The organism is Klebsiella sp. D5A, assembly GCF_001620885.1.
In the GTDB taxonomy this organism is placed as follows: Bacteria; Pseudomonadota; Gammaproteobacteria; order Enterobacterales; family Enterobacteriaceae; genus Klebsiella; species Klebsiella variicola.
This window is the reverse complement of the sequence record NZ_LOAR01000011.1, coordinates 147,120-161,041: the sequence shown is the minus strand read 5'-3', so window position 1 is coordinate 161,041 and position 13,922 is coordinate 147,120. Positions and strand designations below refer to the sequence as shown.

Here is a 13,922-nt window from a genome sequence, read left to right as displayed (position 1 = left end):
ATTGCTTGGGACTTAGAGGAAAACTATTCCCCGTGTGCGCCGGACCATATTTTATCAATGGTGATGCTATGAACCGATTTACCCTGAAGCAGCTCAAATATTTCGTCACCGTGGTGGAGACGGAGAGTATCGCCGAGGCCTCCCGCCAGCTGCACATTGCGCAGCCGTCGATTTCGATTGCCATCAAGAATCTGGAGAGCACCTTCGACCAGCAGCTGTTTATTCGCCACCATGCGCAGGGCGTTTCGCTCACCTCCAGCGGTCGGCGGATCTACGATAAAGCGAAAGAGCTGCTGCGCCTGTCCTGGGAGTTCGAACAGAATTCGCGAGCGGATAAAGAGCTGGTTTCTGGCATGATCTCCATCGGTTGCTTCGAATCGGTGGCTCCGCTGTATATGCCGAAGCTGGTGGCCGGGTTTAAGAAATGCTATCCGGAAATCACCCTGCATCTGTACGACGGCGAACAGCATGAGCTGATGCATGGCCTGCACCGCGGCCGCTTCGACCTGGCGCTGGTTTACGATCTGGAGCTCGGCCATTCGATCAATAAAGAGCGGCTCAATGCCCCGCATAAACCCTACGCGCTGCTGCCCGCCGCGCATCCGCTGGCGCAGAAGGCGCAGGTGACGCTGCAGGAGCTGAGCCGCGAGCCGATGATCCTCCTCGATGCGGTCCCCAGTAAAAATTATTTTATCTCCATCTTTAAGGAAAAGGGTTATCACCCGGAAGTGGCTTACAGTTCCCCCTCCATTGAAATGGTGCGCTGTATGGTGGGTCAGGGGTTGGGTTTTTCGGTGCTGGTCACCCGGCCCTGCTGCGATATGACCTACGATGGTGAAAGAGTGGTGCAGCGGGATATTGCCGACGAGATGCCCGCCTCGACCTTAATTATGGCGCATCTCGCGAATAATGAGCCCACGCGGCCGACGCAACTGTTTATGGATTATTGTCGCAGCATCGAATTAACCCCAACTCACGCCTGAAATAACGCCTGTCGATCCGGCAGGCATTATTTTTTGTCGTCACTCAGCCTCGCAAAATTCTATTCAGTCGATCGTTTTATAATATTTTACCAATTCGTCACAGTTAAATAACCTGAAAGCCGTCAATTCCGGCGACGTCGTCGGCAACTGTGCTTGAAGGATAGCGAAATGACTGAACAGATTACCGAGATCGATACCCTGGTGGTGGGCGCGGGGCAGGCGGGCGTCGCCATGAGCGAGCATCTGACCCGGCTGGATATCCCCCACCTGGTGCTGGAAAAGCAGGGTATTGCCCAGGCCTGGCGCAGCGGACGCTGGGATTCGCTGGTCGCCAACGGCCCGGCCTGGCACGATCGGTTCCCGGGCATGGTGTTCCCGGACTGCCCGGCAGACAGCTTTGTCGGCAAAGAGCAGGTGGCAGACTATTTTGCCGCCTATGCCCGCAGCTTCAATGCGCCGATCCGTACCGGGGTGGAGGTTTTCAGCGCCGAACGCCTCGTCGGACGGCCGGGCTTTCGTATCGACACCTCGCAGGGGGTGATTGAAGCGCAGCGGATCGTAGCGGCCACCGGGCCGTTTCAGCGGCCAGTGATCCCGGCCATCGCCCCACAGAGTCAGGCTATTCAGCAGCTCCACTCCGCGCACTATTTTAACCCGCAGCAGCTACCGGAGGGCGGTGTGCTGGTGATTGGCGCAGGCTCCTCCGGCGTGCAGATTGCCGATGAGCTACAGCGAGCCGGACGCGCGGTGTGGCTGTCGGTGGGAGCGCACGACCGCCCGCCGCGTCGCTATCGTCAGCGCGATTTTTGCTGGTGGCTCGGGGTGCTGGGAATGTGGGATGCCGCGGCCAATGCGCCGGGTAAAGAGCATGTCACTATCGCGGTGAGCGGCGCGCGCGGCGGCCATACCGTCGATTTTCGCCAGCTGGCGCATCAGGGGGTCACGTTAGTGGGGCAGACCCGCGGCTTTGACGGTGACAAAGCACTGTTTCACCACGACCTGGCGGAGAATATCCGCCGCGGCGATGCCTCCTACCTTGCGCTGCTCGACGCCGCGGACGCGTGGGTGGCCCGCAACGGCATGGACCTGCCCGAAGAGCCCTCCGCCCGCGAATTTCTGCCCGATCCGGCCTGCGTCACCGACCCGCTGCTCAGTCTCAATCTGGCCGAGGCCGGGATCAGCACCATCATCTGGGCGACGGGCTACACCACCGACTATCGCTGGCTGAAGGTCAACGCCTTCGATGACGCACAGCGGCCACAGCATCACCGCGGCGTATCGACGGAGCCGGGCGTCTATTTCCTCGGCTTGCCGTGGCTCTCGCGGCGCGGGTCCACCTTTATCTGGGGCGTCTGGCACGATGCCAAATATATTGCCGACCAGATCGCCATTCAGCGCCAGTACCAGCGTTACCAGCCGTCCTGTTAACCGTTTTCCTTAAGGAGTGCTTTGATGCCAACTCATACCCGTATTCGCATGTTTAACACCAAAGAGACCTACCCGAACCAGGCGCTGAACAACGATCTGTGCCAGGCGGTGCGGGCCGGCAATACCGTCTACGTTCGCGGCCAGGTTGGCACCGATTTCGCCGGCAATCTGATTGGCCTCGGCGACCCCCGGGCGCAGGCGGAGCAGGCAATGAAGAATGTTGAACAGTTGCTGAAAGAGGCGGGAAGCGACCTCTCGCATATCGTCAAGACCACCACTTATCTGATCGATCCCCGCTATCGCGAGCCGGTCTATCAGGAGGTGGGCAAATGGTTAAAAGGCGTCTTTCCCATCTCCACCGGGGTGGTGGTGTCGGCCCTCGCGCAGCCGCAGTGGCTGATGGAGATTGACGTTACGGCGGTGATCCCTGACGACTGGCAGGGGGAGGCAGCAGAATGACTCTCTCTATTAGCGCCCGCTGCCCGGAATCAGGTCAGTTGGGCATTGCCATTAGTTCGTCGAGCATGGCCGTGGGATCGCGCTGTCCGTGGCTATTGCCCGGTGTCGGCGCGGTCGCCAGTCAGAACATAACCTTACCGTCGCTGGGGCCGCATATTCTTGGTGCGCTTGAGGCGGGGGCCTCCGTTGAGCAGGCTCTGAACCTGGCCCTGGCGGAGGACCGCTTCCGCGAATATCGCCAGGTCGCGGCGATTGATGCCAACGGTGAAGTGGCGGCGTTCAGCGGGGAACATACTCTCGGGATCGGTGGCACCCTGGCGGGAGATAACTGCGTGGCGGCGGGCAACATGCTGGCCAGTCACGAGGTGATCGCCGCGATGGTGGCCGCCTTCGAGACGGCGAGCGGTGAACTGGCCAGCCGGCTGCTGGCCGGGCTGCGCGCGGGGATTGCCGCCGGGGGCGAGGCCGGCCCGGTCCACTCGGCGGCGGTGAAGGTGGTGGACGATTACCCGTGGCCTGTGGTCGATCTGCGTATTGACTGGGCGGAGACGGATCCGCTGGCGGCCCTTGAGCAACTGTGGCTGGCCTGGGAGCCGCAAATGGACGCCTATATTACCCGGGCGCTCGACCCTCGCGATGCGCCCGCCTATGGCGTCCCCGGCGATGAATAACATCCTCGCCGCGCTGCTGGCTTTTGACACCACCAGCCGCCATTCGAACCTGGCGATGATCGACTGGATCGCCGATTTTCTCGCTGCCCGCGGCGTGGCGTCCCGCCGCTTTTATGACCCGTCGGGCGGTAAGGCCAATCTCTACGCCCGGCTGGGGCCGTCCGGCGGCGGTGGGGTGATGCTCTCGGGCCACACCGACGTGGTCCCGGTGGACGGCCAGGCCTGGAGCGTTCCGCCTTTCAGCCTCACCGAGCGCGATGGCCGCTACTATGGCCGCGGCAGCGCCGATATGAAGGGGTTTCTCGCCTGCGCGCTGGCGGCAGTGGATGACTTTCTGGCGGCGCCGCTGCGCATGCCACTGCATCTGGCCTTCTCCTATGACGAAGAGGTCGGCTGTCTCGGCGTGCGCAGCCTGGTGGATTTTCTGCAGGCCTCGCCGGAGAAACCGGCGCTGTGCCTCATCGGCGAGCCAACGGAGATGCAGCCGGTGTTCGGTCATAAAGGCAAACTGGCCATGCGCTGCTGCATCGAGGGGCAGGCCTGCCATTCGGCCTATGCCCCGCAGGGGGTGAACGCCATCCGCTACGCGGCCAGGCTGATCAACCACCTGGATCGGCTGGGCGTGCGTCTGGCCCGGCAGCAGGACAGCCGCTTTTCGCCGCCCTTCAGCACGCTGCAGGTGGGCACCATTCAGGGTGGGGCCGCGCTGAATATTGTTCCGCAGTCCTGCCGCTTTGATTTTGAGATCCGCTACCTGCCGGGGATGCGTCCCGAAGCGGTCACCGAGGCGCTGGCGGCCTACGCCCGCCGCCAGCTGCTGCCGGAGATGCGCCGGGTAGGCAGCGGGAGCGACATCCAGTTCCAGCTGTTAAGCCACTATCCGCCGCTGCTCAGCGATCCGCAGTCCGACTTCGCCCGCTGGCTGTCACAGTGGTGCGGCAGCGATCGCTTCTCCACCGTGGCGTTCGGCACCGAAGGAGGGCTGTTCGATGAGATGGGCGTCGCGACCCTGGTCTGCGGACCGGGCAGCATGGCCCAGGGCCATAAGGCCGATGAGTACATCAGCATCGCGCAGACCGAGCGCTGTATGACGATGCTGAGACAGCTTTGCGCGTGGATGCGTGCCGAACCGGCGGAACCGCTCACCTGATCCCTCAACACAGGAACCCAAGCGATGCACAATCAACACTCTCCCCACATCGATCAAGCGACCATCGACCGCTGGCAGGCGGATGGCGCGGTGTTATTAAAAGGCGTCTTTACCCCCTGGGTCGATCGCCTCGCCGAGGGGGTCACGGCGCTGATGGCCAGCCCCAGCGAGTATGGTCATGCGCGCACGGTGATCCCCAAAGATGGTTCGCCGCCTTTTTTTCAGGACTACTGCAACTGGTCGCGGATCCCGGCGTTTAGCGAGTTTGTCTTTCAGTCAGCGGCCGCCGAGATCGCGGCGGCGCTGATGCAGTCGCAGACGGCGAAATTTTTCCATGAACATACGCTGGTCAAACCGGCCGGAGGCAGCACGGTGACTCCCTGGCATCATGACCAGCCTTACTATTGCGTCTCCGGCAGACAGAACGTCAGCTTCTGGATCCCGCTGGACCCGGTGGCGGAGGCCACCTCGCTGCGTTGCATTCGCGGGTCGCATCGCTGGGAGGAGGAGTTCAGTCCTACCCGTTTCAATGGCACTAAGCTTTACGAGCACACCCGGTTCAGCACCCTGCCGGATATCGACGCCCATGAGGACGAATACGATATCGTCAGCTGGGCGCTGGAGCCGGGGGATGCGGTGGCCTTCCATTTCCGCACCGTCCATGGCGCCCGCGGCAACCCCGGCGCGCGGGCGCGACGGGTCTTCTCCGCCCGCTGGGTGGGGGATGACGCCGCGTTTGCCGATCGCGGCGGCGTGACGTCGCCACCGTTCCCCGAGCTGACCCTGCGGGACGGCGACCCGCTGGATTCCCCGCTGTTCCCCCTGGTTTGGCCGCGGGCGTGAGCCACTGGCGGCGGGATCTGCTATGATCCCGCCTTTCGCTGTCTGGAGCCTGTCGATGTTCAACGACGCCATTGTTTATGATCGCTACGGGCCGCCGGCCGCTGTGCTGACCCTGAAACGCCTGCCGCTGGCGCCGCTGGCGGGCGGACGGGTGCGGGTCAGGATGCGCTATGCCCCGGTGAATCCCTCGGATTTGATCCCCGTGACCGGCGCCTATCGCCACCGCACCCGACTGCCGGCCGTCGCTGGCTATGAAGGCCTTGGCGAGGTGGTCGCCGCGCCATACGGCAGCCGGCTGTCCGCGGGACAGCGGGTGCTGCCTCTGCGCGGAGGCGGCACCTGGCAGCGGTTTATCGATCTGGATGAGACCTGGCTGGTGCCGGTGCCGCCAGCGGTTGACGATCTGCTGGCCGCCCGCGGGTATATCAATCCGCTGACGGCTATGCTGATGCTCAAGCGCTGGCCGGTTGCCGGAAAACACCTTGTGCTGACCGCGGCATCGTCCTCCTGCGCCAGCCTGCTGGGACAGTGGGCGCTGGCGATGGGCGCCCGCTCGGTGAGCGGGATTATTCGCTCGCCGCAGCACCGGGCGCGCCTGGAACAGGCCGGGATCTATCCGATCCTCGATACCGACCGGGCGCTGATGGAGAAGGTCAGCCAACACAGCGATCTGGTGTTTGACGCGGTGGGCGGCGAACTGGCGAATACGCTGCTGTCGGTGCTGCCCGCATCGTCGACCCTGATCTCCTATGGGCTGTTATCCGGGCGGCCGCTGACCCAGACGCGCGGTAGCGCGACGGTGCGCAAGTTTCATCTGCGGGAGGCGTTGCCGACACTCAGCGTGGCGGCGTGGCGGGCGGCGTTTGACGAGATTTGGCTGCGCTTGCCAACGACCACCCAGCCGCCGGCCCAGCGCATAGCGTTGAACGACTGGTGTGAGGCAATTACCGCCGCCGACCAGCCGGGAAGAGGCGGTAAAATCCTGCTCGATTTCACCGCCGGTTAAGATTACTTTTTCTTCTCGCCAAGGGTTGGGGTTTCGTCAAAGAAGTTCCACGGCTTCAGCAGGGCGTGCGCCCATTCGGTCGGCATGATCGGCCACTCTTCGGCGCGCGCCACGTGAGTGGTGCCGGTGGTGATCCACACGACGTCGTCGTGGTTAGTCAGCGACTCATCATCCTTTGCGTACTGCCCTAAGCCAGTATCCTGGGCGGAACGGTTCGGGTATTTCCCTTCCGGATAACGCTCTGTCGGGTGGTAGCGCGTCACCCACAGCTGTTTATCCATAAAGCTCAGGCGATGGTAGATCCACTCGTCCGGGGCGAACTTCGCGCCGGTCGCCGCCGGGTGCGTACCGCCGGCATAAGGGATAATCTGATAAGAGACCGGGTTGCCCATGCGGTTCTCTTTGCTGGTGTTGCTCAGCAGGCGAATGGTTCCCGGGTCGAATTTCTGCGCCGCTTTCTGCTCGCTGTCAATGGTGTACTGATTCACCTGCATGGTACTGGTGCGCGGGCCACCGGCGGTGTTGGGCTTCACTTCAGGATCCATCGCCACCAGGGTGTTGTTTTCGCCGTCCACGTCGAGGTCGAGGCGGAAGTTATAGATGTGCTGGTGGGTGGTGCCGACAATATTATGGTCGATCAGCGTCCCGTAGCGGGTATCCTCTTTGGCGCTGGGGTCGTGCATGGTCTTCGCCATCACGCCTTTGACGGCTTCAATCCCGGTGGCGCCGGCGTCGATACCGATGGTGCCGTTGTCGTGGAACACCCAGTCAAAGATATAATCATAGTTCCCGACGGTACTGATCCAGCGTACCACCAGTTCCCGGCGTTCGGTACTGACGTTGGGCTTGCCCATTTCCAGGTGCTTATATTCCGGCCCGGCATAGCGTTCGAATATGGCGACCGCGCCTGGAATCGTGGTCGGTTTGCCGGTGTAATCGGCGATGGTTTCATCCAGCAGTACCGCATTCGATGGCGCGTCCTTGCCGCGCACAATCGGCGAGGTCAGGGTGCCCATACCGTAATCGCCGGAGTCGAGGTAGGCTTTGAAATACCAGCCGACGTCCGGGTCGCCGTAGGGGACGATCATCCCGCCGAGGGAACCTTCATACATCACCTGGCGTTTTGTGCCGTTATCGTTGTAGGTCACCGTCGAGAGGATTGGCCCGACGCGCGAGTTAAGGCGCAGGTGGAAATCCTAGTTCTGCCAGTGAATGGTATCCCCGGTAATGGTGTAGTTTTTGCCCTCTGGTTCCGTAATATCCAGCGGTTTCACCGCCGGGGCGTTGCGGTCGCGGCCATCATACGGACGGGGTTCCATCGGAACCGGGATCACCGGGCCTTCCTCAATTTTGATAATTTTCTTCGCTTCAAGGTCGACCACCGCCACCAGGTTTTCAATCGGGTGCGCCCAGTAGTTGCCGTCGCCGGTATCGAGATAACTGACCACCTTCAGCAGACGCGCATCCTGTTGCAGGCCATCTTTGCCATCAAAATAGCCAACGGTGAGCGGGGTGGTGACCACTTTGCCTGGATCGGTAATACCGTGCTTTTTCAGCACCTCAGCGAATTCGCTGCTGGCGTTGATGATGTTCTGCACGCTGACAAAATCATCGAGCAGTACCATCCCGTGGGCGCCTTTAACTGGCGTCCAGGAGAGAATTTTTTTGTTTTGCAGATCGACGACGGCTTCAATGACATGTTTACCATCCAGCATCACCACATCGGCGGTGCGCGGGGCGTCAACGGGTGTTCCCTGCAGGGCAAAGGCCCACACCGCCGCTTTATCCGGCTCGTGCAGGGAAATTTCGGTAAAGCGGGTATTGGGCTGGAATTCCGGCGCGGCTTTAACAATGGTCACCGCTTCACTGATTTCCGCCGCCGAGAGCGAGTTTAACGGGTGAGGGCGCTTTTCCACCTGGAAGGTCTGATCGAGACCGGACTGGAAGACATCGTTGATAAAGGTATCGGAGACCCAGGCTTTTCCTTCCTTCATTACCACCGGCACCTGCAGGTCAAGGGTTTTACCGTTGACGATCGCGGTTTTGGCGCCGGGCTTCACTTTAACGTAAGCGCCGTCTTTTATCAGGGTAAACATCTGCGCGTAGTCATCCCACTGCACATCGGCGCCGAACGCCTGCAGCGTTTTATCCAGCGGTACCATGTGGGCTTCGCTGCCGTGGGCGAAGACCGGTGATTGCCAGGCGCAAACCACCGCCACGGCCAGCGCCAGCGCGGTTTTACGAGGAGAAAATTTCAAGCCGTTTGCCATTGTGACCTCATCTTATTGTTGTGTTGTCTCTTGCCGCTGCGAATGTCGGCTTTGTTACCTTTAAGCTACCAGCCAGCGGCGCCGGGGCGTTTGTTTGCTTTTGCCAGCTTGTTTGTCAGTTTTGCCAGACGGGCGTAAAAAATGCCTCCGCAGAGGCATTGAGAACGTGCGCCGATTTTTTGCCGGGTGGCGGCTGACGCCTTACCCGGCCTACCCAACCGGGTCTGACTGTCTGTAGGCCCGCGCAAGCGCAGCGCCGCCGGGCGATTTTCAGCGCATCACGTCGGAAAATCCCCTTGCTGGCGCGCCACCAGGGTCAGAATGGAATACAGCGCCACCGCCTGCTGGTGCTGGTTGAAAATCTCCACCGCCCATTCCACCACGCCGGTGGCTTTCTCATCGGCGCTGCGCTGACGTTTGACCGTTTTCCGCTTACAGGTCAGGCGAACCTGAATGGTGTCTCCCGGTTTGACCGGCTCAATAAAGCGCAGGTTTTCCATCCCGTAGTTGGCGATAACCGGCCCGACGCCGGCATCGACGAACAGCCCGGCCGCAGCGGAGATCAGGAAATAACCGTGGACCACCCGCTCGCCGAAAATCGACTCAGCGGCGGCGATTTTGTCCATGTGCGCATAGAAATGGTCGCCGCTCAGGCAGGCGAAGTTAACGATATCCGCTTCGGTGAGGGTTCTCCGCGGGGTTAATAAGCTATCGCCAGGCTGGATCTCTTCGAAGTATTTACGGAACGGGTGAATGCAGTCTTCGCTAACCTGCGCGCCACGCACCCACTGCTGGCCGATGGTCGCCAGCATCGTTGGGCTGCCCTGGACGGCGGTACGCTGCATATAGTGTTTCACCGAGCGCAGCCCGCCAAGCTCTTCTCCGCCGCCAGCGCGGCCAGGGCCGCCGTGTACCAGCTGCGGCAGCGGCGAACCGTGGCCGGTCGACTCTGCCGAGGACTCCTCGTTAAGGATCTGAATTCGGCCATGCGCGCGCGCGGCGCCAAGGATAAACTCGCGCGCCAGCTCGCCGCTGGCGGTGACCAGCGTCCCGGCCAGACTGCCGCCGCCGGCGCGCGCCAGCGTCAGCGCATGCTGGCGGTCACGATACGGCATCAGCGTCGCCACCGGGCCAAAAGCTTCAATGGCGTGGACTGCCGGCGTTTCATCCGGCTGTGAGCAGTACAACAGGGTCGGCGGGAAGAATGCGCCATCAGCATTAAGATCTGCCTGTCCGCCGAGCAGCGCTTCGCAGCCGGCAGCGATCAGTTTATTGACGTTATCCTGCACATCCTGACGCTGTTCGCGATTAACCAGGGCCCCCATCTTAATGCCCTCCTGCGCAGGGTCACCGACGGTTACTTTATGCAGGCGGGAGATCAGTGCATCGCTAATCGCATTAATCTGAGCCAGTGGCACGATGATTCTGCGGATAGCGGTACATTTTTGCCCGGCTTTCGCCGTCATCTCGCGAACCACTTCCCGAATAAACAGCGCGAATTCAGGTTGCTCTGGCGTGACGTCTTCACCTAATACGCAGCAGTTGAGCGAATCTGCTTCCATGGTAAAGGGAATCGATTTGGCCACCAGGTTAGGATGCGACCGTAGCTGCTGGCCGCTGGCGGCAGAGCCGGTAAAGGTCACCACGTCCTGGCTATCGAGATGGTCGAGAAGATCGCCCGCGCCGCCGCAAATCAGGCTGATGGCGCCTTCCGGCACCAGGCCGCTGTCGACAATCGCTTTCACCATCGCCTGGGTAAGCTGGGCGGTAGCGGTGGCCGGTTTAATGATCGCCGGCATGCCGGCAAGCCAGGTCGGCGCCAGTTTTTCCAGCATTCCCCAGCAGGGGAAGTTGAAGGCGTTGATATGTACGGCGACGCCTGATTTCGAGGTCAGCACGTGACGCGCGGCAAAACCCCCTTGTTTGGAGAGCGGGATGAGCTCGTCCTCCGGCCACAGGAGATCGTCCGGCAATTCGCGACTACCGAGCCCGGCATAGGTGAAAAGGGTGCCGATGCCGCCTTCAATATCCACCCAGCTGTCGGCGCGGGTCGCGCCGGTTTGCGCGGAGATGGCGTAGAACTCGTCTTTCTGCTCCAGCAGCCGTTTTGCTACCGCTTTTAACATCGCGCTGCGTTCAATAAAGGTCATGGCTTGCAGACCTTTACCGCCGCGCTCAATCGCGAAGCGGCGCGCCTGCGCCATATCCAGGCCTTCACTGGTCACCTCCCACAGCGCCGCGCCGGTGATGGCGTGATGGATAGTACGGGCGCGCCCCCGGCCGGTCTGCCAGGCGCCGGATAAGTAGCTGGCTAACTGCTGCATCGCAAATCTCCAAATATGTTACGTGTGATATCTATAAATAGTTCTTTTATGAATCATAAAAATCAAGTCTATATTTAATAATTTATTAACATTGTGATCGGCGGCTGGTGGGGCGTTGCGTTTATGCTACTGATTTATCAGCTGTTTACAAAAGGTTTTGCGGTTATCATCACAAAAGGAGCAAACAAAATTTGTGGTTTTATTTAACCAATATGTAACCTTCAATAAACAAAGTGATTCGCATAAATGTTTTTGTTGTGAATATCGGAATCATAAAGGTGATGACGTGACAGAAGAACAACGCTTTGACCAGCGCATCGCGCAGGAAACGGCCATCGAACCGCAGGACTGGATGCCGGATGCCTACCGTAAGACCTTGATTCGGCAGATAGGCCAGCACGCGCACTCGGAAATCGTCGGCATGCTGCCGGAAGGCAACTGGATCACCCGCGCGCCGACGCTGCGCCGCAAAGCGATCCTGCTGGCTAAGGTACAGGATGAGGCCGGGCATGGGCTTTATCTCTATAGCGCCGCGGAAACGCTGGGCTGCGCGCGGGAAGACCTGTATCAGAAAATGCTCGACGGGCAGATGAAATATTCCTCCATTTTTAACTACCCGACCCTGAGCTGGGCGGATATCGGCGTGATCGGCTGGCTGGTCGATGGCGCGGCCATCGTCAACCAGGTGGCGCTGTGCCGGACCTCCTATGGCCCCTATGCCCGGGCGATAGTCAAAATCTGCAAAGAAGAGAGCTTTCACCAGCGTCAGGGTTTTGAAGCCTGCATGGCGCTGGCGCAGGGCAATGACGTGCAGCGGCAGATGCTGCAGGACGCCATTAACCGTTTCTGGTGGCCGGCGCTGATGATGTTTGGCCCCAACGATGACAACTCGCCGAACAGCGCCCGCAGCATGGCGTGGAAAATCAAACTGCACTCCAACGACGAGCTACGTCAGCGCTTCGTCGATAACACCGTGCCGCAGGTAGAGATCCTCGGTATGACCGTCCCGGACCCGGATTTGCAGTTTGATGAAGCCAGCGGCCACTACCGCTTCGGCGAAATCGACTGGCAGGAATTTAACGAGGTGATTAGCGGCCGTGGGATTTGCAATCACGAGCGGCTGGCCGCCAAGCGTAAGGCCTGGGAAGAGGGCGAGTGGGTGCGCGAGGCCGCGCTGGCCCATGCGCAAAAACAGCAGGCCCGCAGCGCGGCATGAGGAGAGACAACATGAGCAAAGTTTACTGGCCGTTATATGAAGTGTTCGTTCGCAGCAAACAGGGGTTATCCCATCGTCACGTCGGCAGTCTGCACGCCGCTGATGATCAAATGGCGCTGGAGAATGCCCGCGATGCCTATACCCGCCGCAGCGAAGGCTGCTCAATTTGGGTGGTGAAGGCCAGCGAAATCGTTGCTTCGCAGCCGGAAGAGCGCGGCGAATTCTTCGACCCGGCGGAAAGCAAAGTCTACCGTCATCCGACTTTCTATACCGTGCCGGACGGCATGGAACACATGTGAGGCGGCGATGAATAACCCTAACCCCGTAGCCACCTACGCCCTGCGGCTTGGCGACAATGGTCTGGTTCTGGCCCAGCGTTTAGGCGCCTGGTGCGGCCATGCTCCCGAGCTCGAGATCGATCTTGCGCTGGCCAACATCGGCCTCGACCTGCTCGGCCAGGCGCGCAATTTTTTAAGCTATGCCGCCGAGCTTAACGGCTGCGGCGACGAAGATACGCTGGCCTTTGGCCGCGATGAGCGCCAGTACAGCAACCTGCTGCTGGTGGAGCAGCCAAACGGCAATTTTGCCGACACTATCGCCCGCCAGTTCTTTATCGATGTCTGGCACGTCGCCCTGTACAGCCGGCTGGTGAACAGCCGCGACGCGCAGCTGGCGGCCATTGCCGCCAAAGGGCTGAAAGAGGTGCGTTACCACCAGCGCTTTAGCCGCGGCTGGCTGGAGCGTCTGGGTAACGGCACCGAGTTATCAAATCGCAAAATGCAGCAGGCGGTCGACAATCTGTGGCGCTTCACCGGCGAACTGTTCCTTGCCGATGAAGTGGATCTCAGCCTGGTTGAGCAGGGCATTGCGGTTGATCCGCGTGAGCTTCAGGCCGAATGGCAAAGCGCGGTACACACGGCGCTGCTCGACTCCGGCTTACAAATCCCGCAGGAAGCGGCCTTCCGCAGCGGCGGCAAACAGGGGCTGCACAGTGAACATCTCGGCCCGCTGCTGGCGGAGATGCAATATCTGCAGCGTTCGCATCCCGGACTGCAGTGGTAAGTGAGGTGACTATGCAACGTCTTGCCGACATCGCTCCTGCTGAAGTTCGTACCATCTGGGGATTATTAAGCGCGATCCCGGATCCGGAAGTGCCGGTACTCACCATCACCGACCTCGGTATGGTGCGCAGCGTCGCGCGCCACGGCGACGGGTGGGTGATTGGCTTTACCCCGACCTATTCGGGCTGTCCGGCGACGGAGCATCTGCTGGGCGAGATCCGTACGGTCATGAGCGAGCATGGCTTTCTGCCGGTGCATATCGTCCTGCAGCTGGATCCGCCGTGGACCACCGACTGGATGAGTCAGGAGGCCCGCGAGCGCCTGCGCCAGTACGGCATCAGCCCGCCCCAGGGGCACGCCTGCCATGCGGACATGCCCGTTGAGGTGAGCTGTCCGCGCTGCGGCAGCACCCATACCTCGCTGATTAGCGAATTCGGTTCCACGGCCTGCAAAGCGCTCTATCGCTGCGACAGCTGCCGGGAACCTTTTGATTACTTTAAATGTATTTGAG

At 60.8% G+C, this 13,922-nt stretch carries 12 protein-coding genes and 1 pseudogene; 11 read left to right on the top strand and 2 right to left on the bottom strand.

Annotated elements, in window-relative coordinates; all coding sequences use genetic code 11:
• Positions 1–68 precede the first annotated feature (68 nt).
• The 7 genes from AS136_RS17465 (at position 69) to AS136_RS17435 (ending at position 6,540) form a co-directional block, all read left to right on the top strand.
• A complete protein-coding gene (locus tag AS136_RS17465) occupies positions 69–983 on the top strand; it encodes a LysR substrate-binding domain-containing protein (protein ID WP_004190428.1) in 915 nt (304 codons plus the stop codon).
• A gap of 168 nt (positions 984–1,151) precedes the next feature.
• A complete protein-coding gene (locus tag AS136_RS17460) occupies positions 1,152–2,411 on the top strand; it encodes a flavin-containing monooxygenase (protein ID WP_023322508.1) in 1,260 nt (419 codons plus the stop codon).
• A 24-nt stretch (positions 2,412–2,435) separates the two neighbouring features.
• Positions 2,436–2,870, top strand: a complete 435-nt coding sequence (locus AS136_RS17455) for a RidA family protein (protein WP_004190423.1) — start codon at positions 2,436–2,438, stop codon at positions 2,868–2,870.
• Positions 2,867–3,541: a DUF1028 domain-containing protein gene (locus AS136_RS17450; RefSeq protein WP_008805132.1), complete on the top strand. Its 675-nt coding sequence runs from the start codon at positions 2,867–2,869 to the stop codon at positions 3,539–3,541. Before AS136_RS17455 ends, AS136_RS17450 begins: the two co-directional genes overlap by 4 nt.
• Positions 3,519–4,691, top strand: a complete 1,173-nt coding sequence (gene argE / locus AS136_RS17445; RefSeq protein ID WP_023322509.1) for an acetylornithine deacetylase — start codon at positions 3,519–3,521, stop codon at positions 4,689–4,691. The genes AS136_RS17450 and argE overlap by 23 nt, the downstream gene beginning before the upstream one ends.
• 24 nt (positions 4,692–4,715) lie before the next feature.
• Positions 4,716–5,534, top strand: a complete 819-nt coding sequence (locus AS136_RS17440; RefSeq protein WP_023322510.1) for a phytanoyl-CoA dioxygenase family protein — start codon at positions 4,716–4,718, stop codon at positions 5,532–5,534.
• 22 nt (positions 5,535–5,556) lie between these two features.
• Positions 5,557–6,540, top strand: coding sequence for a zinc-dependent alcohol dehydrogenase family protein (locus tag AS136_RS17435; RefSeq protein ID WP_162823412.1), 984 nt, complete (start codon positions 5,557–5,559; stop codon positions 6,538–6,540).
• Positions 6,541–6,542: 2 nt separating this feature from the next.
• On the opposite strand, the pseudogene tynA reads toward AS136_RS17435, so the two are convergent.
• Positions 6,543–8,810: pseudogene (tynA, locus tag AS136_RS17430) on the bottom strand (primary-amine oxidase).
• Between the two features lie 278 nt (positions 8,811–9,088).
• A complete protein-coding gene (paaZ, locus tag AS136_RS17425) occupies positions 9,089–11,134 on the bottom strand; it encodes a phenylacetic acid degradation bifunctional protein PaaZ (protein WP_063266877.1) in 2,046 nt (681 codons plus the stop codon).
• A 286-nt stretch (positions 11,135–11,420) separates the two neighbouring features.
• Here paaZ and paaA point away from each other — a divergent pair, with 286 nt between their 5' ends.
• Genes paaA through paaD form a run of 4 tightly spaced genes read left to right on the top strand, consistent with a single transcriptional unit; the run spans position 11,421 to position 13,921 of the window.
• A complete protein-coding gene (paaA, locus tag AS136_RS17420; RefSeq protein WP_023322514.1) occupies positions 11,421–12,350 on the top strand; it encodes a 1,2-phenylacetyl-CoA epoxidase subunit PaaA in 930 nt (309 codons plus the stop codon).
• A gap of 11 nt (positions 12,351–12,361) precedes the next feature.
• Positions 12,362–12,649, top strand: a complete 288-nt coding sequence (gene paaB / locus AS136_RS17415) for a 1,2-phenylacetyl-CoA epoxidase subunit PaaB (protein WP_004224492.1) — start codon at positions 12,362–12,364, stop codon at positions 12,647–12,649.
• A gap of 7 nt (positions 12,650–12,656) precedes the next feature.
• Complete coding sequence (gene paaC, locus AS136_RS17410) at positions 12,657–13,412, top strand: 1,2-phenylacetyl-CoA epoxidase subunit PaaC (RefSeq protein ID WP_021469861.1); 756 nt, start codon at positions 12,657–12,659, stop codon at positions 13,410–13,412.
• Positions 13,413–13,423: 11 nt separating this feature from the next.
• A complete protein-coding gene (gene paaD, locus AS136_RS17405) occupies positions 13,424–13,921 on the top strand; it encodes a 1,2-phenylacetyl-CoA epoxidase subunit PaaD (protein WP_016160908.1) in 498 nt (165 codons plus the stop codon).
• Position 13,922: the final 1 nt, after the last annotated feature.

Excerpts from the sequence above, each read along its gene's own strand:
- AS136_RS17465 (WP_004190428.1), top strand. The coding sequence starts at position 69 with ATGAACCGATTTACCCTGAAGCAGCTCAAATATTTCGTCACCGTGGTG.
- AS136_RS17460 (WP_023322508.1), top strand. The coding sequence starts at position 1,152 with ATGACTGAACAGATTACCGAGATCGATACCCTGGTGGTGGGCGCGGGG.
- AS136_RS17455 (WP_004190423.1), top strand. The coding sequence starts at position 2,436 with ATGCCAACTCATACCCGTATTCGCATGTTTAACACCAAAGAGACCTAC.
- AS136_RS17450 (WP_008805132.1), top strand. The coding sequence starts at position 2,867 with ATGACTCTCTCTATTAGCGCCCGCTGCCCGGAATCAGGTCAGTTGGGC.
- argE (WP_023322509.1), top strand. The coding sequence starts at position 3,519 with ATGGCGTCCCCGGCGATGAATAACATCCTCGCCGCGCTGCTGGCTTTT.
- AS136_RS17440 (WP_023322510.1), top strand. The coding sequence starts at position 4,716 with ATGCACAATCAACACTCTCCCCACATCGATCAAGCGACCATCGACCGC.
- AS136_RS17435 (WP_162823412.1), top strand. The coding sequence starts at position 5,557 with ATGATCCCGCCTTTCGCTGTCTGGAGCCTGTCGATGTTCAACGACGCC.
- paaZ (WP_063266877.1), bottom strand. The coding sequence starts at position 11,134 with ATGCAGCAGTTAGCCAGCTACTTATCCGGCGCCTGGCAGACCGGCCGG.
- paaB (WP_004224492.1), top strand. The coding sequence starts at position 12,362 with ATGAGCAAAGTTTACTGGCCGTTATATGAAGTGTTCGTTCGCAGCAAA.
- paaC (WP_021469861.1), top strand. The coding sequence starts at position 12,657 with ATGAATAACCCTAACCCCGTAGCCACCTACGCCCTGCGGCTTGGCGAC.
- paaD (WP_016160908.1), top strand. The coding sequence starts at position 13,424 with ATGCAACGTCTTGCCGACATCGCTCCTGCTGAAGTTCGTACCATCTGG.